This is a genomic window from Pseudomonas sp. LG1E9 (assembly GCF_003290225.1).
Lineage (GTDB): Bacteria > Pseudomonadota > Gammaproteobacteria > Pseudomonadales > Pseudomonadaceae > Aquipseudomonas > Aquipseudomonas cyclaminis.
In genome coordinates this window covers 1,172,539-1,194,974 of sequence record NZ_CP029983.1, presented here as the reverse complement: position 1 = coordinate 1,194,974, position 22,436 = coordinate 1,172,539, and the positions used below count along the sequence as shown (strand labels likewise).

General features: G+C 61.0%; 15 protein-coding genes and 1 pseudogene. 2 read left to right on the top strand and 14 right to left on the bottom strand.

The features are described 5' to 3' along the window. Positions 1-184 precede the first annotated feature (184 nt). The 11 genes and pseudogenes from hemE to DNK50_RS28755 form a co-directional block, all read right to left on the bottom strand. A complete protein-coding gene (gene hemE / locus DNK50_RS05665; protein ID WP_112193061.1) occupies positions 185-1,252 on the bottom strand; it encodes a uroporphyrinogen decarboxylase in 1,068 nt (355 codons plus the stop codon). A gap of 241 nt (positions 1,253-1,493) precedes the next feature. Further along, the gene (locus DNK50_RS05660) at positions 1,494-2,912 is read right to left on the bottom strand and encodes an FAD-dependent oxidoreductase (RefSeq protein WP_016979195.1); all 1,419 of its coding nucleotides are present in this window, start codon (positions 2,910-2,912) and stop codon (positions 1,494-1,496) included. Between the two features lie 32 nt (positions 2,913-2,944). Next, complete coding sequence (gene gltB / locus DNK50_RS05655) at positions 2,945-7,390, bottom strand: glutamate synthase large subunit (RefSeq protein ID WP_112193060.1); 4,446 nt, start codon at positions 7,388-7,390, stop codon at positions 2,945-2,947. Between the two features lie 353 nt (positions 7,391-7,743). Beyond that, positions 7,744-9,306 (bottom strand): SPOR domain-containing protein, encoded by a 1,563-nt coding sequence (locus DNK50_RS05645; protein WP_099583785.1) that lies wholly within the window; start codon positions 9,304-9,306, stop codon positions 7,744-7,746. Between the two features lie 10 nt (positions 9,307-9,316). Next, positions 9,317-10,417 (bottom strand): 3-dehydroquinate synthase, encoded by a 1,101-nt coding sequence (gene aroB / locus DNK50_RS05640; RefSeq protein ID WP_112193059.1) that lies wholly within the window; start codon positions 10,415-10,417, stop codon positions 9,317-9,319. Positions 10,418-10,542: 125 nt separating this feature from the next. Next, positions 10,543-11,061: a shikimate kinase AroK gene (gene aroK, locus DNK50_RS05635; RefSeq protein ID WP_010213757.1), complete on the bottom strand. Its 519-nt coding sequence runs from the start codon at positions 11,059-11,061 to the stop codon at positions 10,543-10,545. A gap of 4 nt (positions 11,062-11,065) precedes the next feature. Further along, positions 11,066-12,322: pseudogene (locus tag DNK50_RS05630) on the bottom strand (type IV pilus secretin PilQ); the annotation flags it as partial. Positions 12,323-12,460: 138 nt separating this feature from the next. After that, positions 12,461-13,432, bottom strand: coding sequence for a pilus assembly protein PilP (locus tag DNK50_RS05625; RefSeq protein WP_112193057.1), 972 nt, complete (start codon positions 13,430-13,432; stop codon positions 12,461-12,463). Next, positions 13,429-13,980 carry a PilN domain-containing protein gene (locus tag DNK50_RS05620; RefSeq protein WP_099583791.1) on the bottom strand — a complete coding sequence of 184 codons (552 nt, stop codon included), beginning with the start codon at positions 13,978-13,980 and terminating at the stop codon, positions 13,429-13,431. The genes DNK50_RS05625 and DNK50_RS05620 overlap by 4 nt, the downstream gene beginning before the upstream one ends. Then, positions 13,977-14,633 (bottom strand): type IV pilus biogenesis protein PilM, encoded by a 657-nt coding sequence (gene pilM, locus DNK50_RS05615; RefSeq protein ID WP_112196897.1) that lies wholly within the window; start codon positions 14,631-14,633, stop codon positions 13,977-13,979. The genes DNK50_RS05620 and pilM overlap by 4 nt, the downstream gene beginning before the upstream one ends. 70 nt (positions 14,634-14,703) lie before the next feature. After that, entirely contained in the window at positions 14,704-14,886 is a 183-nt protein-coding gene (locus tag DNK50_RS28755) for a hypothetical protein (protein WP_162633353.1), read from the bottom strand. On the opposite strand from DNK50_RS28755, the gene DNK50_RS05610 reads away from it, so the two are divergent. Next, complete coding sequence (locus tag DNK50_RS05610) at positions 14,855-17,314, top strand: penicillin-binding protein 1A (protein WP_371929515.1); 2,460 nt, start codon at positions 14,855-14,857, stop codon at positions 17,312-17,314. The two genes, DNK50_RS28755 and DNK50_RS05610, sit on opposite strands and share 32 nt — an antisense overlap. A gap of 117 nt (positions 17,315-17,431) precedes the next feature. Here DNK50_RS05610 and DNK50_RS05605 read toward each other — a convergent pair whose 3' ends face one another. The 3 genes from DNK50_RS05605 to rpmE all read right to left on the bottom strand — a co-directional run bounded on the left by DNK50_RS05605 (position 17,432) and on the right by rpmE (position 19,933). Further along, positions 17,432-18,700: a malic enzyme-like NAD(P)-binding protein gene (locus tag DNK50_RS05605; protein ID WP_099583795.1), complete on the bottom strand. Its 1,269-nt coding sequence runs from the start codon at positions 18,698-18,700 to the stop codon at positions 17,432-17,434. A 178-nt stretch (positions 18,701-18,878) separates the two neighbouring features. Beyond that, on the bottom strand, positions 18,879-19,688 hold the full coding sequence (locus DNK50_RS05600) for a thermonuclease family protein (protein ID WP_112193056.1): 810 nt from the start codon (positions 19,686-19,688) through the stop codon (positions 18,879-18,881). A gap of 14 nt (positions 19,689-19,702) precedes the next feature. Continuing rightward, entirely contained in the window at positions 19,703-19,933 is a 231-nt protein-coding gene (gene rpmE, locus DNK50_RS05595; protein WP_049710411.1) for a 50S ribosomal protein L31, read from the bottom strand. Between the two features lie 223 nt (positions 19,934-20,156). Between rpmE and DNK50_RS05590 the strand changes: the two genes are divergently transcribed. Further along, positions 20,157-22,376, top strand: a complete 2,220-nt coding sequence (locus DNK50_RS05590) for a primosomal protein N' (RefSeq protein ID WP_112193055.1) — start codon at positions 20,157-20,159, stop codon at positions 22,374-22,376. Positions 22,377-22,436: the final 60 nt, after the last annotated feature.

Sequence of the window (22,436 nt, the reverse complement as noted above, 5' to 3'; positions counted from 1 at the left end):
TGACAATTAACGCCAGTGGCTGGCGGGTGGAAGCGTCGGGTAGGATTTTTACCGAGACGAGTTACCGAGGCTGTAGGAAAAATCCCAAGTAACTCAAATTACCAAGACCGGGCTTAACGAACGCTGAAACGCAACGAGCCCCGCTTTGCCAGGCAAAACGGGGCTCGTTTTTCAGGAGGGAAGCTTACTCGTGGTATTGCGCGGACAGTTCATGCACCGCTCGCAGGAACGCGCCGGCATGCTCCGGGTTCACTTCCGGCGTAATGCCATGGCCGAGGTTGAACACGTGCCCGGTACCTTTGCCATAGCTGGCCAGGATGCGACCGACTTCGGCGCGGATCGCTTCCGGCTTGGCGTACAGCACGGTCGGGTCCATGTTGCCTTGCAGCGCGACGCGGTTGCCCACGCGCTGGCGGGCTTCGCCCAGGTCGCAGGTCCAGTCCAGGCCCAAAGCATCGGCACCGGCGTCGGCGATGCTTTCCAGCCATAGGCCGCCGCCTTTGGTGAACATGATCACCGGCACTTTGCGACCTTCGTGTTCGCGGATCAGGCCGCTGACGATTTTGCGCATATAGGCCAGGGAGAACTCCTGGTACGCCGCCGCCGACAGGTTGCCCCCCCAGGTATCGAAAATCTGTACCGCTTGCGCACCGGCCATGATCTGGCCATTGAGGTACGAGGTGACGGACTGTGCCAGCTTGTCCAGCAGCAGGTGCATGGCTTGCGGATTGTCGTAGAGCATGGCCTTGGTCTTGCGGAAGTCTTTCGACGAGCCGCCTTCGACCATATAGGTGGCCAGGGTCCATGGGCTGCCGGAGAAGCCGATCAGCGGCACGCGGCCGTTCAGCTCACGGCGGATGGTGCTCACGGCGTCCATCACGTAGCCGAGGTCTTTGTGTGGATCCGGGATCGGCAACGCTTCGATGTCGGCCAGGGTACTGACGACTTTCTTGAAGCGCGGGCCTTCGCCTGTCTCGAAGTACAGGCCTTGGCCCATGGCGTCGGGGATGGTGAGGATATCGGAGAAGAGGATGGCCGCATCCAGTTGTGGGTAGCGGTCCAGTGGCTGCATCGTGACTTCGCAGGCGAACTCCGGATTCATGCACAGGCTCATGAAATCGCCGGCTTGAGCGCGACTGGCGCGGTATTCCGGCAGGTAGCGACCGGCTTGACGCATCATCCACACAGGGGTGACGTCTACAGGTTGCTTGAGCAGGGCACGAAGGAAACGGTCGTTCTTGAGGGCAGTCATGTCGGCATCCGCAAAAAAAGTGCGGGCATTTTCTCAGAGCCAGACGCAAAAGGCACGGAGTGAGCCGTGCCTTTTGTCTATCGGGTCAATTTGTCGCGGACATGAAAGCGCTGCAAATCAAATGTGGGAGGGGGCTTGCCCCCGATTGCAGTGTGTCAGTCTCAGTATCTTTAACTGAACCACCGCTATCGGGGGCAAGCCCCCTCCCACACTTTGATCCCATTTCAACCTGGGATCGGGGTCAGACTTGCAGGTAATCCAGGATGCCTTCGGCGGCGTTGCGACCTTCGAAGATCGCGGTAACTACCAGGTCAGAGCCGCGCACCATATCGCCACCGGCGAAGATTTTCGGGTTACTGGTCTGGTGCTTGTACTGGCCTTGTTCCGGGGCCACAACGCGGCCCTGGCTGTCGGTCTGGATCTGGAACTGCTCGAACCACGGCGCCGGGCTTGGGCGGAACCCGAAGGCGATGACCACGGCGTCGGCCGGGATGATCTCTTCGGAACCAGGGATCGGCTCGGGGCTGCGACGGCCACGGGCGTCCGGCTCGCCGAGACGGGTCTCGACCACCTTCACGCCTTCGACGCGGTCTTCACCAACAATCGCGATCGGCTGGCGGTTGTAGAGGAATTTCACGCCTTCTTCCTTGGCGTTCTTCACCTCTTTGCGCGAGCCGGGCATGTTGGCTTCGTCACGACGATAGGCACAAGTCACCGATTTGGCGCCCTGGCGGATCGAGGTACGGTTGCAGTCCATCGCGGTGTCACCACCGCCCAGCACCACGACCTTCTTGCCTTTCATGTCGACGAAATCTTCCGGCGACTTTTCAAAGCCCAGGTTGCGGTTGACGTTGGCGATCAGGAAGTCGAGCGCGTCATACACGCCCGGCAGGTCCTCGCCGGCAAAGCCGCCCTTCATGTAGGTGTAGGTGCCCATGCCCATGAACACGGCATCGTATTCTTCGAGCAGTTGCTCCATGGTGATGTCTTTGCCGATTTCGGTATTGAGGCGGAACTCGATACCCATGCCGGTGAAGACTTCACGACGGTGGCTCAGCACGGTTTTTTCCAGCTTGAACTCCGGGATACCGAAGGTCAGCAGGCCACCGATTTCCGGGTTCTTGTCGAACACCACCGGGGTCACGCCGCCACGCACCAGCACGTCGGCACAGCCCAGGCCCGCCGGACCCGCACCGATGATGGCGACGCGCTTGCCGGTCGGCTTGACCTTGGACATGTCCGGACGCCAGCCCATGGCGAAGGCGGTGTCGGTGATGTACTTCTCCACCGAACCGATGGTCACCGCGCCGAAACCGTCGTTAAGGGTACACGCGCCCTCGCACAGACGGTCCTGCGGGCACACCCGGCCGCACACTTCCGGCAGGGTGTTGGTCTGGTGCGACAGCTCGGCGGCGGCGAGGATGTTGCCCTCGGCCACCAATTTCAGCCAGTTGGGAATGAAGTTGTGCACCGGGCACTTCCATTCGCAATACGGGTTACCGCACCCCAGGCAGCGGTGGGCCTGGTCGGCCGAGTGCTGGGGTTTGAAGGGTTCGTAGATTTCCACGAACTCTTTCTTGCGTTGACGCAACAGTTTCTTCTTCGGATCTTTGCGCCCGACATCGATGAACTGGAAGTCGTTATTCAGACGTTCAGCCATGTTAAAACCTCATCAAACTCTTCAGGCGCATATCACTGCGGATTGGCACGGATGCTGGAAAGCAACGATTTCAGGTTGGCAGCCTTGGGCTTGACCAGCCAGAAACGACGCAGGTAATCATCGAGGTTTTCGGCGAGGTTACGACCCCATTCGCTGCCGGTTTCCTCAACGTACTCGTCCAGCACGTGCTGCAAGTGGTTCCGGTAGGACTCCATGGCTTCGCCGCTGATCCGCTGGATCTCGACCAACTCGTGGTTGACCTTGTCGACGAAGGTGTTGTCCTGGTCGAGCACGTAGGCGAAACCGCCGGTCATGCCCGAACCGAAGTTGTAGCCGGTCTTGCCCAGTACCGCGACAAAGCCCCCGGTCATGTACTCGCAGCAGTGATCGCCAGTGCCTTCCACCACGGTGTGGGCACCGGAGTTACGCACGGCGAAACGCTCACCGGCAGTACCGGCGGCGAACAGCTTGCCACCCGTTGCGCCGTACAGGCAGGTGTTGCCGATGATGGCACTTTCCTGACTCTTGTAGACGCTGCCTTTTGGAGGAACGATCACCAGCTTACCGCCGGTCATGCCCTTGCCTACGTAGTCGTTGGCGTCGCCTTCCAGGTACATGTGCAGGCCGCCTGCGTTCCACACGCCAAAGCTCTGACCCGCAGTGCCCTTGAAGCGGAAGGTGATCGGCGCTTTAGCCATCCCTTGGTTGCCGTGCTTGCGTGCGATTTCGCCGGAGATGCGTGCGCCGATGGAACGGTCGCAGTTGCAGATATCCAGGGCGAACTCGCCACCGCTGGCGTCGCTGATCGAGGAACCGGCCATGTCGACCATCTTCTCGGCCAGCAGGCCTTTATCGAACGGCGGGTTGCGCTCTACGCCGCAGAACTGCGGTTTATCGGCCGGGATGTGATCGCTGCCCAACAGGGGCGTCAGGTCCAAGTGGTGCTGCTTGGCGGTCTGGCCCTGCAGGATTTCCAGCAGGTCGGTACGCCCGATCAGCTCTTCCAGCGAACGCACGCCCAGCTTGGCCAGCCACTCACGGGTCTCTTCGGCGACGTAGGTGAAGAAATTCACCACCATGTCGACGGTGCCGATGTAGTGATCCTTGCGCAGTTTCTCGTTCTGCGTAGCGACGCCGGTGGCGCAGTTGTTCAGGTGGCAGATGCGCAGGTATTTGCAACCCAGGGCAATCATCGGTGCAGTGCCGAAGCCGAAGCTTTCAGCGCCGAGGATTGCAGCCTTGATCACATCGAGACCGGTTTTCAGGCCGCCGTCGGTCTGGACACGGACCTTGCCGCGCAGGTCGTTGCCACGCAGGGTCTGGTGGGTTTCGGCCAGGCCGAGTTCCCATGGCGCGCCGGCGTACTTGATCGAGGTCAGCGGCGATGCGCCGGTACCGCCGTCGTAGCCGGAGATGGTGATCAGGTCGGCATAGGCCTTGGCCACACCGGCGGCAATGGTGCCCACGCCGGCTTCCGCTACCAGTTTCACCGACACCAGGGCCTTCGGGTTGACTTGCTTGAGGTCGAAAATCAGCTGCGACAAGTCTTCAATCGAATAGATGTCGTGGTGCGGCGGTGGCGAAATCAGGGTCACGCCTGGCACTGCATAACGCAGCTTGGCGATCAGACCGTTGACCTTGCCCCCTGGCAGTTGCCCGCCTTCACCGGGCTTGGCGCCCTGGGCAACCTTGATCTGCAGCACTTCTGCGTTAACCAGGTATTCCGGGGTCACACCGAAACGACCAGTGGCCACTTGCTTGATTTTCGAGCTCTTGATAGTGCCGTAGCGCGCCGGGTCTTCGCCGCCTTCGCCGGAGTTGGAACGCGCACCCAGGCGGTTCATGGCTTCGGCCAGGGCTTCGTGCGCCTCAGGCGACAAGGCGCCCAGGGAGATACCGGCGGAGTCGAAGCGCTTGAGGATCGATTCCAGCGGCTCGACTTCACTGATGTCCATCGGCGTGTCCAGGGTCTTCACCTTGAACAGGTCGCGAATCATCGACACCGGGCGGTTATCCACCAGCGAGGTGTATTCCTTGAACTTGGCGTAGTCGCCCTGCTGCACGGCGGCTTGCAGGGTGCTGACCACGTCCGGGTTGTACGCGTGGTATTCGCCACCGTGCACGAACTTTAGCAGGCCGCCTTGCTGGATCGGCTTGCGCGCGCTCCAGGCTTCGGCTGCCAGGGCTTTCTGTTCGGCTTCGATGTCGACGAAACGCGCACCCTTGATGCGGCTTGGCACGCCACGGAAGCTCAGGTCGCAGACTTCTTCGGACAGGCCGATGGCTTCGAACAATTGAGCGCCGCGATAAGACGTGACAGTGGAGATGCCCATCTTCGACAGGATCTTCAGCAGGCCTTTGGTGATGCCTTTACGGTAGTTCTTGAACACCTCATAGAGGTCGCCCAGTACTTCACCGGTACGGATCAGGTCGCCCAGCACTTCGTAAGCCAGGAACGGGTACACCGCCGAGGCGCCGAAGCCGATCAACACCGCGAAGTGATGCGGGTCGCGGGCGGTGGCGGTTTCCACGAGGATGTTGGAGTCGCAGCGCAGGCCTTTTTCGGTCAGCCGGTGGTGCACTGCACCGGTGGCCAGTGAAGCGTGGATCGGCAGCTTGCCCGGCGCGATATGGCGGTCGGTCAGCACGATCTGGGTACGACCGGCGCGCACGGCTTCTTCGGCCTGGTCGGCGACGTTGCGCACAGCGGCTTCAAGGCCGAGGGCTTCGTCGTAGTTCAGGTCGATGATCTGGCGGTCGAAGCCCGGGCGATCCAGGGTCATCAACGAACGCCACTTGGCCGGCGAAATCACAGGCGAGCTGAGGATCACGCGGGAGGCGTGCTCAGGCGATTCCTGGAAGATGTTGCGCTCGGCACCGAGGCACACTTCCAGGGACATCACGATGGCTTCGCGCAGCGGGTCGATCGGTGGGTTGGTCACCTGGGCGAACTGCTGGCGGAAATAGTCGTACGGCGTGCGCACGCGCTGGGACAGCACGGCCATCGGCGTGTCATCGCCCATGGAACCGACCGCCTCGTAGCCTTGCTCGCCGAGTGGACGCAGCACCTGGTCGCGCTCTTCGAACGTGACCTGGTACATCTTCATGTACTGCTTGAGCTGGTCGACGTCGTAGAAAGCCGAACCGTGATCGTTGTCTTCCATGGTCGCCTGGATGCGCAGGGCGTTCTTGCGCAGCCATTGCTTGTACGGGTGACGGGACTTCAAGCGGTTGTCGATGGCGTCGGTGTCGAGGATCTGCCCGGTTTCGGTGTCCACGGCCAGGATCTGGCCAGGGCCTACGCGGCCTTTGGCAATGACGTCTTGCGGCTTGTAGTTCCACACGCCAATTTCCGACGCGAGGGTAATGAAGCCGTTGGTGGTGGTGACCCAACGCGCCGGGCGCAGACCGTTACGGTCGAGCAGGCATACCGCGTAGCGGCCGTCGGTCATGACCACGCCGGCCGGGCCGTCCCACGGCTCCATGTGCATCGAGTTGTACTCGTAGAATGCACGCAGGTCCGGGTCCATGGTTTCGACGTTCTGCCACGCAGGCGGAATGATCATGCGCACGCCACGGAACAGGTCGATGCCGCCGGTGACCATCAGTTCGAGCATGTTGTCCATGCTGGAGGAGTCGGAACCGACGCGGTTGACCAGCGGGCCGAGTTCTTCCAGGTCCATCAGGTCATTGGCGAACTTGGTGCGACGGGCCACGGCCCAGTTGCGGTTGCCGGTGATGGTGTTGATCTCGCCGTTGTGGGCGAGGAAGCGGAACGGCTGGGCCAGCGGCCATTTCGGCAGGGTGTTGGTGGAGAAGCGCTGGTGGAACACGCAGATCGCGGTTTGCAGGCGCTCATCGCTCAGGTCTGGATAGAAGGCGGTCAAGTCCGCCGGCATCATCAGGCCTTTATAAATGATGGTCTTGTGGGAAAAGCTGCAGATGTAGTGGTCGGTATCGGCGGCGTTAAGCACCGACGAGCGGCGACGGGACGTGAACAGCTTGATCGCCATGTCCTGGTCGCTCAGGCCGTCACCTGCGATGAACACTTGTTCGATCTGCGGCAGGCGCTCCAGGGCCAGGCGGCCGAGCACGCTGGTGTCGATGGGCACTTTGCGCCAGCCGACAAGCTGCAGTCCGGCAGCGGCAATCTCGCGGTTCATGTTCTCGCGAGCAGCTTCGGCTTTGACCGGGTCCTGGTTGAAAAACACCATGCCCACGGCGTACTGCTTGGGCAGGTCGACCGCAAAATGCTCTTTGGCGACAGCGCGCAGGAATTGGTCGGGCTTTTGAATCAGCAAGCCGCAACCGTCACCGGTCTTGCCGTCAGCGTTGATCCCACCGCGGTGGGTCATGCAGGTCAGGGCCTCGATGGCCGTTTGCAAAAGGGTATGACTGGGCTCGCCCTGCATGTGGGCTATCAGGCCGAAACCGCAGTTATCCTTGAATTCATCGGGTTGGTACAGACCTGCTTTCATAGACACTTTCTCACCAGGCTGCCTCTTATACCGAGGCAAATTTCTTTTCAATTCAACCGGTTACCTTCCACGCCGAACGTACGCCGGCTTAGCGGGGGCAAAAGGGAGGTCATTGTACACACCGACACAGACGCTCACAAATTTAGCGACGAAATGTCGCAAATCTATGTCGCATTTATGAAAGGTTTAAAGCGATATGCTGTGCTAGTCAAAACTTTTTTAATTCTGACCGCTACGACTCAAAAGCCACTGTGACGCAGACACCACAAAGCGCGCGGCCTTGAGGGCAGCACGCACTTGCGGTTTTAATTTTGAGGTGCCGGGAGGGCGGCCTGGGTAAGGCCGCCGGATCTTCAGCGAGTTGTTGCGAGTTCTTGTTGAACGCTGGCAACAGTGCGAGGCCAAGGTTTACCAGCCTGAACCTTCGCTGGCAAGGTTTTGATCGCAGAATCAGCTGCGGCACGGCTTGCGAAGTTGCCGTAGGTGATCACGTAGAGAGGCTTGCCGTTGAGCACTTTCTTGAAATAACGGTACTCGCCGCCCTGCTCTTTCACGAACGCCTGGGCGTTGGCTTCGGAGCTGGTGCCGAGGATCTGCACCACGAAGTTGCCGGTCGGCTGGCTGGCGTACCAACTGCTGCCGGCGGCGCCTGCCTTGGCGACGGTGGCAGGTTTTTCCACAGGCTTGGTCACTGGCGCAGGCTTGGCTGCCGGAGCGGGCGCTACGGGCTTGGTGACAGGTGCAGGCTTGGCAGTTGCGATGGTTGGCGCCGGTGTCGGCACGGCGGCTGGCTTGGTGGCAGGCTGACCCGCTGGCACGCCCGCAGGTGGCGCGGTGGTCGTGACGGTCGGTGGTGTGGCGCTGGAGCCCTCTACCGGTACGCCGTCGTCGCCTTCGGAGATCCCACCGGCCTCTTCGGCGAGCGGGCCGCGCATCACAGGCTGACCCACCATTGGCAGGTTGGTCGGTTGGCCGGAGTTGGCGAACTCGACATTCGGCGTAGGCTTGCCCAGTGGCAACTGCGCCTGTTCGGTTGGCGCGCTGGCGGTGGTCGGCGCCTTGTTGCGACCCGGGATCAACCAGGCGGCGGCAACAGCGACCACGACAACGGCAGAAATCGCCAGTACGTGCTTCTTAGGCATAGTGAACCCCATCTTTGGACGCTTGACCGCGGAGCGGCTGGCAATCATGGCTTCGATCATTGCATCGCGGGCAACCTGGTTGATGGTGCCAGGCCAGCCGTCGGAGCTTTCGTGAATATCAGAGATCTGATTTGCCGTGAAAAGTTCGATACCGGCCCCGGCGCCTTCGAGGCGTTGAGCCAGGTATTCGCGGGTTTCCTCTTCTTCGTACGGCTGCAATTCGATGACGTGGAACAGCTCCTGATCACCGCTGATCTGCTCCAGATCGGCGATCAGCGACGACTCACCGAACAGGAACACATGGGGACGACCTTCCGGCGTACCAGCCGCCAGCGCCAACAGCGCTTCCAGGGCAGATTCGTCGAGCTGCTCGGCGTCATCCACCAGCAGGTAGACTTCCTGGCCGGTGAGGCCCAGTTGCACGATCTGCTTGAGGATCGCGCTCGGTTCGGCAGTGGACACGTCCAGGGACTGTGCAACCTGGCGCAGCACGCCGGCCGCATCGCCGTTGCCACGGGCCGACACCACCACACTTTGCACCGATTGCTTGTTGGTACTGGCAACCAGGGCTTGGCGCAGCAAGGTTTTGCCGCTACCCAACGGGCCGGTTACAACCAACAGCAACTGGCTGTAGCGTGCGAGGTGGTGCAGTTGCCCGAGCACCGGCTTGCGCTGGGCCGGAAAGAATTTGAAACCAGGCACCCGCGGAGCAAAAGGGTCGTGGCTTAAGTGGTAATGGCCGAGGAACGCCTCGTCGGCATGCAAACTAGTCATCGGGATCTTATTAACCTTTAAGCTGGGCCAGGGCGCGGTAATCCGCTCCCAGCGTGGCCTGTAAAATCTCTTTCGGATAATCGTCGGTCACCACCGCTTCACCCATGTGGCGCAGCAGTACCAGTCGCAGTCGACCGTCGATCACTTTCTTGTCTATCGCCATATGTTCGAGGAAGTCCGCCTCGGTCATTTCCTCAGGCGGAATCACCGGCAGGCCGGCGCGCTGGAACAGGCGGATACCGCGATCACGCTCCTGGGCGCTGATCCAGCCCAGGCGTTGCGACATCTCAAGTGCCATTACCGTGCCAGCCGCTACGGCTTCACCATGCAACCACACACCATAGCCCATGTGCGTTTCGATCGCATGGCCGAAGGTATGGCCCAGGTTCAGGGTAGCCCGTACACCGGACTCCCGTTCGTCAGCATTGACCACCAACGCCTTGGCGGCGCAGGAGCGGGAAATAGCTTCGGTCAGTGCGACCTGGTCGAGGCCGCGCAGGGCGTCCACGTGTTCTTCCAGCCAGGTCAGGAACGGCTCATCGCAGATCAGCCCGTACTTGATGACTTCCGCCAGGCCCGCAGACAGCTCGCGCGGCGGCAAGGTGTTGAGGGTCGCGGTGTCGATCAGTACGGCCTGGGGCTGGTAGAACGCGCCGACCATATTCTTGCCCAGCGGGTGATTGATGCCGGTCTTGCCGCCCACCGACGAATCGACCTGGGACAACAGGGTGGTCGGCACCTGGATGAAGTCCACACCACGCTGGTAGCAGGCTGCTGCAAAGCCCGCCATGTCGCCGATCACACCGCCGCCCAGGGCAATGACGGTGGTGCGGCGATCATGGCGTGCGGTGAGCAGGCCATCAAAAATCAGTTGCAGGGTTTCCCAGTTCTTATGGGCTTCGCCGTCGGGCAGAATCACGGAGATCACTGAGTACGCCGCCAGGCTGCGGCTCAGACGCTCAAGATACAGCGGCGCGACCGTTTCGTTGGAGATGATCGCCACTTGCCGCCCGGCAATATGCGGTGCGAGCAACTCGGGCTGGTCCAGCAGACCTTCGCCAATATGGATCGGGTAGCTGCGCTCGCCTAGATCGACCTTAAGTGTCTGCATGTGTCCCCGCGTTGAAGATGTGTTGACGATCGGCAGCGTCGAGATCCGACACCGCCTGATGGCTCTACGCCACACCCTGCAGGGTGATAGCGCGCCGCCGAGAATAGCGCATTTCGAGCTTGTCTTTAACGGGGTGGCAGCCGTTGCAGGCGCTCAAGAATGTCGAGGACCACCATCCGCGGAGGCCGCTCATCGGTTTCCACCACCAGATCGGCGATTTCCCGATACAGCGGATCGCGGAGCGTGAGCAGGTCGCGCAAGGTTTTTTCCGGGTTGGCCGTGCGCAGCAACGGGCGATTTCGATCACGGGCGGTGCGGCCCACCTGCTGCTCAACCGACGCATGCAGATAGACCACCCGACCACCGGCATGCAGCGCACGACGGTTTTCATCGCGCATCACCGCGCCACCGCCGGTGGCCAATACCACGCCATCGCAGCCGCAAAGCTCGGCGATCATCGCCTGCTCACGGTCACGAAAGCCCAACTCGCCTTCCTTATCGAAGATCCATGGGATATTGGCACCCGTGCGCAATTCAATTTCCTTGTCGGAATCTTTGAATGGCAGGCGCAGCTCTTTGGCCAGCAAACGGCCGATGGTGCTTTTTCCAGCCCCCATCGGTCCTACAAGAATCAAATTTCGCACAGAATCAACGACTCACAGCAATCGCCTGGTTATTCATAATACGCGGAGTCAGGAATACCAGCAGCTCGGATTTTTTATCCGCCACCACATCGCGCCGGAAAAGGCGGCCAAGATACGGCACATCGCCCAAAAATGGCACTTTATCTACCACTTTGCTTTGGGTATTGGAGAAAACCCCGCCAATGACGATGGTCTCGCCATCCTTGACCAGCACCTTGGCGTTGACCTCGTTTTTCTTGATCGGCGGTACGTCGTTGAGTTTGTTGAGGTAGTCGGGCTCATCCTTGGTGACCTTGACCACCATGATCACGTGATCATCGGGGGTGATTTGCGGGGTGACCTCCAATGACAGGGAGGCCTCCTTGAACGACACTGACGTAGCACCCTGGGAGGTGGATTCCTGGTAGGGAATTTCGGTGCCCTTCAAAATTCGTGCGGTTTCCTTGTCGGAGGTGACCACCTTGGGCTGCGAGACGATTTCGCCATTACCGGTTTTCTCCATGGCGGTCAGCTCCAGGTCCAGTAGCAGGTTGTCGGTGATATACGCGATACCAAGACCTGAGGTACCCGTGAGCGAGCCCAGATCTACAAACGGCGAGCTGGGCGGATTTTCCGGGGCTTGGGCTCCGTCCGGAAGAGGCTTCTGGATACCTCCGGCAGCCCAATTGCCTCGATTGAGTCGCCCGCCCCAGCGCGCACCCAGGCTTTTGTCGTAATCGACATTGGCCTCGACAATCCGCGCCTCGATCATCACCTGGCGTACCGGGATGTCCAATTGCGCGACGATCCGCCTTAGCTCTTCCAGCCGCTCACCGGTCTGGTAGGCAATGATGTTATTGGTGCGATCATCCACGGCGACTGAACCGCGCTCATCCGTCGTGCCTTCAAAGCCGCTCACCGACTGGAAAAGCTTGGCCAGGTCTGACGCCTTGGCGTAGTTGACCTGCAACAACTCACGGCGCAGCGGCGCCAGGTCGGCCATCTGCTTACGCGACTCCAGCGTCAGCAGTTCACGAGCAGCCAGTTCCTCAGCGGGCGCCACCAGCAGGACGCCGGCCTTTATGCGCTTGTCCAAGCCTTTGGTTTGCAGCACCAGATCCAATGCCTGATCCCAAGGCACGTCCCTAAGGCGCAGGGTGATGGAGCCCTGCACGTCGTCGCTGGCCACCAGATTGAGGCCTGCCACGTCTGCGATTTGCTGCAATACAGCGCGCAGGCCGATGTCCTGGAAGTTGAGACTCAGCTTGTCACCTGTATAGGCACCCGACAGCGCATTGCCGGGGGGCGGTAGCTGGATGAGATCCACACGATTGGGCACAGCAGCAGCCATCGGTGCCGTGAACGCTATCCATAGCGCCACACCGAAGGACGAGAAAGTCCTTTTCATTGTTTGATTCCGTTATGTGTTGAGGTTTAGTACGAGGGTTCGCGGGCGCTCCAGCCATGCACCCTGTTCATCGGGGAACAACTCCACCAATTCTATGTGGCCGTCATGAATCGCCGTGATCCGACCGTGATCCGGCCCCAGGAAATCCCCGACCGCCAGGCGATGCACCGTCGACGCCTGGCGCAGCAGGACGAAGAGCTGCGGCCCACGAGACAATGTGCCGACCATGCTGAACTGATCCACTGCGAGGCTTTCCAGAACACCACGCGGGCGAGCGGGGTCTGGGGCGACAGCTGCCCGGCCAGGTGCATGATCGACATGCAAGGCAAGGGGCTGGAACGGATCACGAAGACCGGAGGCGTTATAGACAAAGGATTGCCCTTGCATGGCAGGCGCACGTCGTTTAACGCCTTGCTGCCTGTGCCAATAGCTCTTAACCACCAGATCAAGGCTCAGCAGCTTGCCATCTCGTCGCAGCGCAACATCATGCACCGTGGCGAAACGTGACAGGCCACTCAGGGCACTCACAAACGTCGCGAGGTCGTGATAGGCGCCGGTGACACCGAGTTGAACGGGCTGCTCGTTATAGACCGGCCGAGGCTGCTCATCCAACGGCGCAATGCTCTCTATCACCAACCCGTTGGCCAATGCCAACCGCGCAACATCCTCCAGCAAACCGGGCATTTCGGACTCACCAGGCAATTGCTGCAAAAGCCCACTGACCTGCTCCTGCATCAGTTGGAACTGGCGAGCCTGCTCTTTAAGGCTGTTGGCCAAGACGGTTTTTTCCGCGTGTTGCTGCTGCAAGGCAGCTTCCTGCACCTCGACCTGATGCAGCCGCTCCCGCGACGGGCCCAGGTATACAAGGTCGCCCACCGCCAGTACCACAGCGGCCAGCGCACAGCCCAGCAGAACCCTGCCAGATAAGGGCCATTTTGCAGCGTGGTGAGTCAGCACGGAAAATTCGAGCCTGGGCAGGCTCATGGCTGGGCCTCGGAGGATTCTCCCTGGCGCACCATCAACTGGAATTCATTGTTACCGCGAGTGCCCTCGGTTCGCACATGCTGCAGGCGTGTGGAATGAGCGCCTTCGGAGGCTTCAAGGCGACGCATCAACTGGGCAATGTCCTGGCTGGACTCGGCACTGCCGCTGATACTCACGGTATCGCCCTTGGCCACAACCTCATGCAAGTGCACGCCATCAGGCACCGCACGGGCCAGTTGATCCAGCAACTGTGCGCCGGCAGAGCGATTATCGTGCAGGTCCTGCACAACCTTCATGCGTTCTGCCAGTTGCTGGCTTTGCATCTGCAGGTCGTCAATGGTCTTGATGCGCGAGTCCAGGACGGCGACGTCCTTGGCCGCATGATTGTTTCGTGTCACCTGCCGGTCGATGGCCTGGTCGATCACCTGATCCGCCAGCCACACCGCTGCGAGCGCCACGCAGGCAAACGCCGCCAGCAGCATCAGGAAATATTTACGCCGCCGTTCCGCCAGCGCCTGGCGCCAAGGCAAAAGATTGATTCGTGTCATCCAGCGAAACTCCTCAGGGCCAACCCGCAAGCGACTCCCATCACTGGGGCATCCACGACCCACTGTTTACCATCGACTCGATGGCCCGGTGTGAAGCTGGCGAAATCCTGACTGCAAGCGCGCGCCAATGCAAACCCTTCGACATCGACCACACCGGCAACCAGCCCCGCCAGGGCCAAAACTGCTTCACGGGCCTCGACATGCTCCTTCAGACATGCCGCCAGCAATACTTCGACCCGAGTCGGATCCTGCTCCGACATCCCCTGCACCTGAAAGTCCAGCGCCACCTCCTCCAGCGGGTAAGGGATGTATTGATCCGCCTCCGCTTGAATCCTGCGCGCCATTTCGTCGTCGTCGAGCCCCGCCTGCACTTCGATTACCCGCGTAATGACCGAAGGGCCCGCCACGGCAACCGCCGCCTGCCTGGCAGACGTATGCAGCCTGGACACAGCCAGGTGCAGCGCCTGCCCTATGCCTTCCAGGTCCAGCAAGGTGCCGTCGACTACCGCATGAGCCGGCAGCCCTTGTGTGGCGTAGCCTTTCACGGTGTAACCGCTGGCTGAACGGCTCAATTCAACCACTTTGATCGCCGTTTCATTGATGTCGACACCCAGGACGGTGTCGACTTTTCGCCTGAAAAATCCCTTTCCCATAAAACTCCCTAAAACTTTGCCTGTCATACCGCCTGATTGCTGTTGTACACCCTGCATTCGGTCGACTTGTTCAAGCGCCGCGAATGACGCCCCAAGGCGAAAAATGCTTTAATGCCCAGCGTTTTTCCCCGCTTTTTATCTGCAGCTCGGGTTGATCCATCGTTTGCCATGCATGCCCCGACGCGTAACCCATTCTTTTCTCTGGAAATCCAAAAGCCTTGATTCGTCTGCTGAAGTTTTTCGGGTACTCCATTGTCGCGATCGTCTGCGGGCTGCTGCTCGTACTCAGCGGGGCCTACCTCTACCTTAGTCCGGGTTTGCCCTCCGTAGAGGCACTCAGAAGTATCCAGTTGCAGATTCCTTTGCGGGTCTACAGCAGCGATGAAAAACTGATCGCGGAGTTCGGCGAAATGCGCCGCACACCGATCCGTTTTGCCGACATTCCGCCCAATTTCATCAGCGCCCTGCTGTCTGCCGAAGACGATAATTTTGCCAATCACTATGGCGTCGACCCCAGCAGCCTGGTGCGCGCCGCCACGCAATTGGTAAAAAGCGGACACATTCAATCGGGTGGCAGCACGATCACCATGCAGGTGGCGAAGAATTTCTTCCTCACCAGCGAACGCAGCTTTTCGCGCAAAGCCACCGAGATCCTGCTGGCATTGCAGATCGAACGTCAGCTGACCAAGGACGAGATCCTTGAGCTGTACGTCAACAAGATCTACCTGGGCAACCGCGCCTACGGCATCGAAGCCGCGTCCCAGGTGTACTACGGCAAGTCCATTCGCGACGCCAGCCTGGCGCAGATGGCGATGATTGCCGGCCTGCCCAAGGCGCCTTCGCGCTTCAACCCCCTGGCCAACCCGGCGCGCAGCAAAGAGCGCCGCGACTGGATCCTGGGGCGCATGTACAAACTGGGCAAGATCGACCAAGCCGCTTATGAGAACGCGATAGCCGAGCCGCTGAACGCCAGCTATCACGTGCCGACGCCGGAAGTGAACGCCCCCTATATTGCTGAAATGGCGCGTGCCGAGATGGTCGGCCGTTATGGCAGCGAGGCCTACACCGAAGGTTTCCGCGTGACCACGACGGTTCCGAGCGACTTGCAGGACATCGCCAATGACGCAGTGCATTCGGGCCTGATCACCTACGACCAGCGCCACGGCTACCGTGGCCCTGAATCGCGCCTGCCGGGCAAAACCCTGAGCGCCTGGACCACCGAGCTGGGCAAACAACGCGCAATCAGTGGCCTGGAGCCGGCCATCGTGACCCAGGTGAAGAAAGACGGCGTGCAAGTATTGACCCGTGCCGGCGAAGCCCATGTCGCCTGGGACAGCATGAAGTGGGCGCGCCCATTCCTGAATACCAACAGCATGGGGCCGATGCCCAAGCAGCCGTCGGACGTGGCCCAAGTGGGTGACCTGATCCGCGTGTTACGCCAAAAAGACGACAGCCTGAAATTCAGCCAGGTACCGCTGGCCCAAGGCGCGCTGGTCTCGCTGGACCCGCAGAACGGCGCAATCCGCGCCCTGGTGGGTGGCTTCGCCTTCGAGCAGAGCAACTACAACCGCGCCACACAGGCCAAGCGTCAGCCGGGCTCAAGTTTCAAGCCGTTCATCTACAGCGCCGCACTGGATAACGGCTACACCGCTGCCAGCCTGGTCAACGACGCGCCGATCGTATTTGTCGACGAGTACCTGGACAAGGTCTGGCGCCCGAAGAACGACACCAACACCTTCCTCGGCCCGATCCGTATCCGCGAGGCGCTGTACAAGTCGCGCAACCTGGTATCGATCCGCTTGCTGCAGGCGATGGGCGTTGGCAAGACCATCGACTACATCACGCGCTTTGGCTTCAACAAGTCGGACCTGCCGCCGAACCTGTCCCTGGCCCTCGGCACCGCGACGCTCACACCGATGGAAATCGCTACCGGCTGGAGCACGTTTGCCAACGGCGGCTACAAGATCACGCCGTACCTGATCGACAAGATCGAAAGCCGCAATGGCGATACCCTGTTCACCGCCAACCCGCCGCGAGTGCCGGGCGATGTGGTCAACGGTGTGGCAGCCACTGACGGGCTGGCAGCGCCGAGCAATGGCGGCATCACCATTGAGCCAACCCCAGGCGCTGCGCCAGCCGCAAATGCTGCTGCACCGGAGCCGCAGGCACCCGCCGTGGCCGAGCGCATCGTGGATGGCCGGACCACGTACATCCTTAACAGCATCCTCGAAGACGTGATCAAAAAAGGCACCGGCCGCCGTGCCCTGGCCCTGGGCCGTGCGGACATTGCGGGCAAGACCGGTACCACCAACGAATCCAAGGATGCCTGGTTCTCCGGCTATAACGCCGACTACGTGACCACCGTGTGGACCGGTTACGACCAGCCGGAAAGCCTCGGTCGTCGCGAGTTCGGCGGCACGGTCGCGCTGCCGATCTGGATGAGCTACATGGGCGCGGCGCTGAAGGACAAGCCGCTGCATACCCAGCCGGAGCCGGAAGGCATCCTCAGCCTGCGGATCGACCCGGTGAGTGGCCGTGCGGCATCGCCAAGCACGCCGAACGCGTACTTCGAACTGTTCAAGAGCGAAGACACGCCGCCTTCGGTCAATGAACTGGGTAACGGCGTTGCACCGGGCAGCCCGCTGCCGGCGGACGAGGCGGCGCCGATCGACCTGTTCTAACCTGGACCTCAAGCCCCCTCCCACATTCAGATATTCACAAGGCTCAAATTAATTACCACACAGCAAAAAGCCCCGACTCTCACGAGCCGGGGCTTTTTGTTGGTGCGCTACAACGGCTTAGCCGTTGAACACATCATCCACGCTTTGCAGCGGGTAGTTCTTCGGATACGGCAGGGTGGCCACACCGGTCTCGATGGCGGCTTTGGCCACGGCATCGGAGATCAGGGTGATCAGGCGCTTGTCCATTGGTTTCGGAATGATGTACTCACGGCCGAATTCCAGCTTGGCGCCGCCGTAGGCGTCGCACACGTCCTGAGGCACTGGCAGTTTGGCCAGTTCACGCAGGGCGTTGGCGGCAGCCACTTTCATCTCTTCGTTGATGCGTTTGGCGCGAACGTCCAGGGCACCACGGAAGATGAACGGGAAGCCCAGAACGTTGTTGACCTGGTTCGGGTAGTCCGAACGGCCGGTGGCCATGATCACGTCGCTACGGGTGGCGTGAGCCAGTTCCGGAGCGATTTCCGGATCAGGGTTGGAGCAGGCGAACACGATCGGGTTGGCCGCCATGGACTTCAGGCCTTCAGCGCTCAGCAGGTTCGGGCCGGACAGGCCAACGAACACGTCTGCACCGTCAAGGGCGTCAGCCAGGGTGCGCTTGGAGGACGGGTGGGCAAACATCGCCTTGTATTGGTTCAGGTCGGTACGCTCGGACTGGATCACGCCCTTGCTGTCGACCATGTAGATGTTTTCCAGCTTGGCGCCCATGCTCACGATCAGCTTCATGCAGGAGATGGCCGCAGCACCGGCGCCCAGGCAGACGATCTTGGCGTCGGACAGGGTTTTGCCAGCGATTTCCAGGGCGTTGATCATGCCGGCCGCGGTAACGATCGCGGTGCCGTGCTGGTCATCGTGGAATACCGGAATGTCACACTGCTCGATCAGGGCCTTTTCGATCTCGAAGCACTCAGGTGCCTTGATGTCTTCCAGGTTGATGCCACCGAAAGTGATGGAGATGCGCTTGACGGTGTCGATGAAGGCCTGCGGGCTTTCGGAGTCGACTTCGATGTCGAAAACGTCAATACCGGCGAAGCGCTTGAACAGCACGCCCTTACCTTCCATCACTGGCTTGGATGCCAATGGGCCGAGGTTGCCCAGGCCGAGAATCGCGGTGCCATCGGAAATCACTGCAACCAGGTTGCCCTTGCCGGTGTACTTGTAAGCCAGCTCAGGGTCACGAGCGATTTCACGTACGGGCTCAGCCACGCCAGGGCTGTAGGCCAACGACAGATCGCGGGCAGTGGCAGTGGCTTTGGTGAGCTCTACACTCAGCTTTCCTGGACGAGGATGGGCATGATATTCGAGAGCGGCAGTTTTCAAATCAGACATATCGGCATTCCGCTTTTACTGTTGGTCGACGGACCGCCGAGGATACTCGTGTCGTAAAGCCCCTACAAGACTGGGCAGTCACGGGTGTCAAGGCCCCGCAGCGACGTACTTTAGTCTAAAGCCACGGGATACAAGGGCTAGACTGTTCACAATCGACTTAAAAAATGTCTACAATTATTTATTCAAACGTCGTTTTAATCATGCCGGAATCGGTCAGCGGCAACAGCCAGCGCGCCTGACCGCGTTTCAGGCCGCCGCGCCTGGCGCGATTCTGCACCCAGCCACGCGCCTCGACTGTCTTGCCTTGCAGACCATTGAGCAAGCTGCTGTCGAATTGACGGGCCAGATCGGGTGCAATGCGTAATACCAGTGAACCCTGCAATTCGATCCAGACACCGCCGCGATTGCGCTCGATCTTGTTCACCCGACCACTGACCAAGGCAAAGCCGGATTGCTTGAGCTGTGCCACGGGCTGCACCGGCGATTGCCGCCAGAGGCCCAGACGTGCCTGACGGGCGCTGTTTTCCGCAGCCTGCTGGCAGGCGACGAGATCCACATTGGGCGCGACCCCCACTTGGAATCCCAGGCCCTCAGCCAGCAATTGCGCCTCCAGGTTCTCGCCGTCGGCACCATAAAGGTGGGCCAGGGTACGACCGTAATGGTCTTTGGGTTCACGCCCCGGTACCAGGCCAACGCGGCCGCCGCTGGCAGCCACCAATGCCTGCAGACGCTGGCGTGCGGCCACAGCATACGGCTCGTCGGTGCGCCCCCTTTTACCCGTCTCCGGCGCATTGAGGCCGATCATCCGCACGCTCCGGCCATCCTTGAGACGCACCGTATCGCCATCCACTACACGCTGCACGTCGACCTGGGCCGCAGACGTCGGTACAGGGCAAAACACCTGCGCGTGGGCGGCCGACAGCCAAATCCCAGGCATAAAAAAGGCGCCCGCAAGGGACGCCTTTTTTAACAGCTGGCAAAAGCCCATAAGGCTCTTGAGCCTTACTCTGCTGGAGTAGCAGGCTTCTTGCCGAAAGCACCAAAGCGATCTGCGAAGCGCTGTACGCGGCCGCCGGTGTCCAGAGTCTTCTGCTTACCGGTGTAGAACGGGTGGCACTCGTTGCATACGTCAGTACCCAGTGGCTTGCACAGGTTCGAGCGAGTTTCGAACTTGTTGCCGCAGCTGCAGGTTACTTCGATGGTTTCGTACGCTGGATGGATATCGGCTTTCATGGCACTTCCTCGGGCTAGCGTGCCGCCACTCGACACTATTGTCGAATACCGCACGTAATTAGGCCGCGGATTCTACCAGACCTTTTTAAACGCGCAAGCGGACCTTACGGCCGATTCCCCACATAAAAGCCCCTTTCATCAGAAAACCGTGGCATACCCAAGCCTTCCCCCGTCTGCTAGGCTCCCGCCCTTGCTCATCACCCTCCTTACTATGGAACCCCGCGTGCCCGACGCCATTTTGCGCCTAGCCCTGCCCTCGCCCCTGCGCCGCCTGTTCGACTACCGGGCCCCGGCCGGGGTGCTGCGAGCGCAATTGCAGCCAGGCATGCGCGTGCGCGTACCTTTTGGCCGACGGGAAATGATCGGCGTCCTGATAGAAGTCGCCGATCACAGCGAAGTCCCCGCCGAGAAGCTCAAACCGGCCCTGGCGATCCTGGACGCCACCGCGCCATTGCCACCCGCACTGTTCAAGCTGTGCCTGTGGACCGCCCAGTATTACCAGCACAGCCTGGGCGACACCCTGAGCTGGGCGCTGCCGGTGCTGTTGCGCCAGGGCGAGTTGGCTGAAGCACGCCAGGAACGATTCTGGTCGACAGTGCCCGGTGCACGCCTCGACGACCCGCGCATCGCCCGCGCCCCGCGCCAACGTGAAGCCCTGGCCACGCTGGCGCAGCATCCCCACGGCGTGGCGCATCAGCTCTTGAGCAAGCTGATGCTGAGCAAGGACAGCCTCGACCTGCTGCTCGCCAAAGGCCTGGTGCAGGTGGAAATCCGCAAGCACACCCCCGATCCGCGCCACGAACACTGGCTGGCCCAGCCGGAATTGCCGCTCAACCCCGAGCAACGCGCAGCGTATGAAGCGATTCGCGCAGGTTTCGACAGTTTCCATGCGTTCCTGCTGGCCGGCGTCACCGGCAGCGGCAAGACCGAAGTCTATTTGCAGTTGATCCGCGAAACCCTGCAAGCCGGCAAGCAGGCGCTGGTATTGATCCCGGAGATCAACCTCGGCCCGCAAACCCTGGCGCGTTTCGAGCAGCGCTTCAATGCGCGCATCGCCCTGGTGCACTCGGCGGTCAACGACCGTGAGCGCCTGGAGTCCTGGCTGGCGGCGCGGGATGGCGAGGCCGACATTATTATCGGCACCCGCTCGGCGCTGTTCACGCCGATGAAGAACCCGGGCCTGATCATCATCGACGAAGAGCACGACGGCTCCTATAAACAGCAGGAAGGCCTGCGCTACCACGCCCGCGACCTGGCGCTGGTGCGCGCACGCCAGGAAGGCATTCCGATTGTGCTCGGTTCTGCCACCCCGTCCCTGGAAAGCCTGCACAACGCCTACACCGGTCGGTATGGCCTCCTACGCCTGAATGAGCGTGCCGGCGGCGCCAAGCAACCACGATTCCTGCGCCTGGACGTCAAAAGCCGTCCGCTGGACAGCGGTATTTCAGGGCCGATGCAGCAAGCCATCGGCCAGACCCTCGCCGCCGGCCAGCAGGTTTTGGTATTTCTCAACCGCCGGGGCTTTGCACCGACGCTGCTGTGCCATGACTGCGGCTGGATGTCTGAATGCGAGCGCTGCGACGCACGCATGACCGTGCACCAACGCCACGGCGAACTGCGCTGCCACCACTGCGGCCATGTAGAACGGGTGCCCCGCCACTGTCCGCAGTGCGGCAAAGTCGACCTGCGACCAGTGGGCGCAGGCACCGAACGTGCCGAAGAACGCCTGGGCATTCTGTTCCCGGATTACCCGGTACTGCGGGTCGACCGCGACAGCACGTCGCGCAAGGACGCGATGAATCAGCTGTTCGCCACCATTCAGAAAGGCCAGCCGTGCATCCTGGTGGGTACGCAGATGCTCGCCAAAGGCCACCACTTTCCACGGGTGACCCTGGTGTCGATCCTCGACGCCGACGGCGGTTTGTTCTCCGGCGACTTCCGCGCCAGCGAGCGCATGGCGCAGTTGATCGTGCAGGTCGCGGGTCGCGCCGGGCGCGCAGAGGAGCCGGGCAAGGTGATTATCCAGACGCACCTGGCTGACCACCCTTTGCTGATCCAACTGACCGAGCAGGGCTATTTCGCCTTCGCCGAGCAGGCACTGAGCGAACGCCGTTCCGCCGGCCTGCCGCCGTTTGCACACTTGGCGCTGCTGCGCGCCGAAGCCCACAAACCGGGCCAGGCTGAAGGTTTTCTGGATGAAGCCTGCAGCATCGCCGAGGGTTTGCTCGGCGAACTGGGCCTCACCGGCATCGAACTGCTCGGCCCGGTGCCCGCGCCCATGGAGCGCCGTGCCGGACGGTATCGCGCTCAACTACTCTTGCAGGCAACGTCTCGCGCACCGCTGCATCGACTATTAAGTAGCTGGTTGCTTGCCCTGGAGCAAATGCCCAGCGGCCGACAGGTGCGATGGTCGTTGGATGTAGACCCGGTAGATTTGTATTAACCCACGCCACAGGTCCCGCGAAGGTTGGCAAGCCCGCCCTCGCCACGGATAATGCCCAGT

Excerpts from the sequence above, each read along its gene's own strand:
- hemE (WP_112193061.1), bottom strand. The coding sequence starts at position 1,252 with ATGACTGCCCTCAAGAACGACCGTTTCCTTCGTGCCCTGCTCAAGCAA.
- DNK50_RS05660 (WP_016979195.1), bottom strand. The coding sequence starts at position 2,912 with ATGGCTGAACGTCTGAATAACGACTTCCAGTTCATCGATGTCGGGCGC.
- gltB (WP_112193060.1), bottom strand. The coding sequence starts at position 7,390 with ATGAAAGCAGGTCTGTACCAACCCGATGAATTCAAGGATAACTGCGGT.
- DNK50_RS05645 (WP_099583785.1), bottom strand. The coding sequence starts at position 9,306 with ATGACTAGTTTGCATGCCGACGAGGCGTTCCTCGGCCATTACCACTTA.
- aroB (WP_112193059.1), bottom strand. The coding sequence starts at position 10,417 with ATGCAGACACTTAAGGTCGATCTAGGCGAGCGCAGCTACCCGATCCAT.
- DNK50_RS05625 (WP_112193057.1), bottom strand. The coding sequence starts at position 13,432 with ATGAGCCTGCCCAGGCTCGAATTTTCCGTGCTGACTCACCACGCTGCA.
- DNK50_RS05620 (WP_099583791.1), bottom strand. The coding sequence starts at position 13,980 with ATGACACGAATCAATCTTTTGCCTTGGCGCCAGGCGCTGGCGGAACGG.
- pilM (WP_112196897.1), bottom strand. The coding sequence starts at position 14,633 with ATGGGAAAGGGATTTTTCAGGCGAAAAGTCGACACCGTCCTGGGTGTC.
- DNK50_RS28755 (WP_162633353.1), bottom strand. The coding sequence starts at position 14,886 with ATGGAGTACCCGAAAAACTTCAGCAGACGAATCAAGGCTTTTGGATTT.
- DNK50_RS05605 (WP_099583795.1), bottom strand. The coding sequence starts at position 18,700 with ATGTCTGATTTGAAAACTGCCGCTCTCGAATATCATGCCCATCCTCGT.
- DNK50_RS05600 (WP_112193056.1), bottom strand. The coding sequence starts at position 19,688 with ATGGGCTTTTGCCAGCTGTTAAAAAAGGCGTCCCTTGCGGGCGCCTTT.
- rpmE (WP_049710411.1), bottom strand. The coding sequence starts at position 19,933 with ATGAAAGCCGATATCCATCCAGCGTACGAAACCATCGAAGTAACCTGC.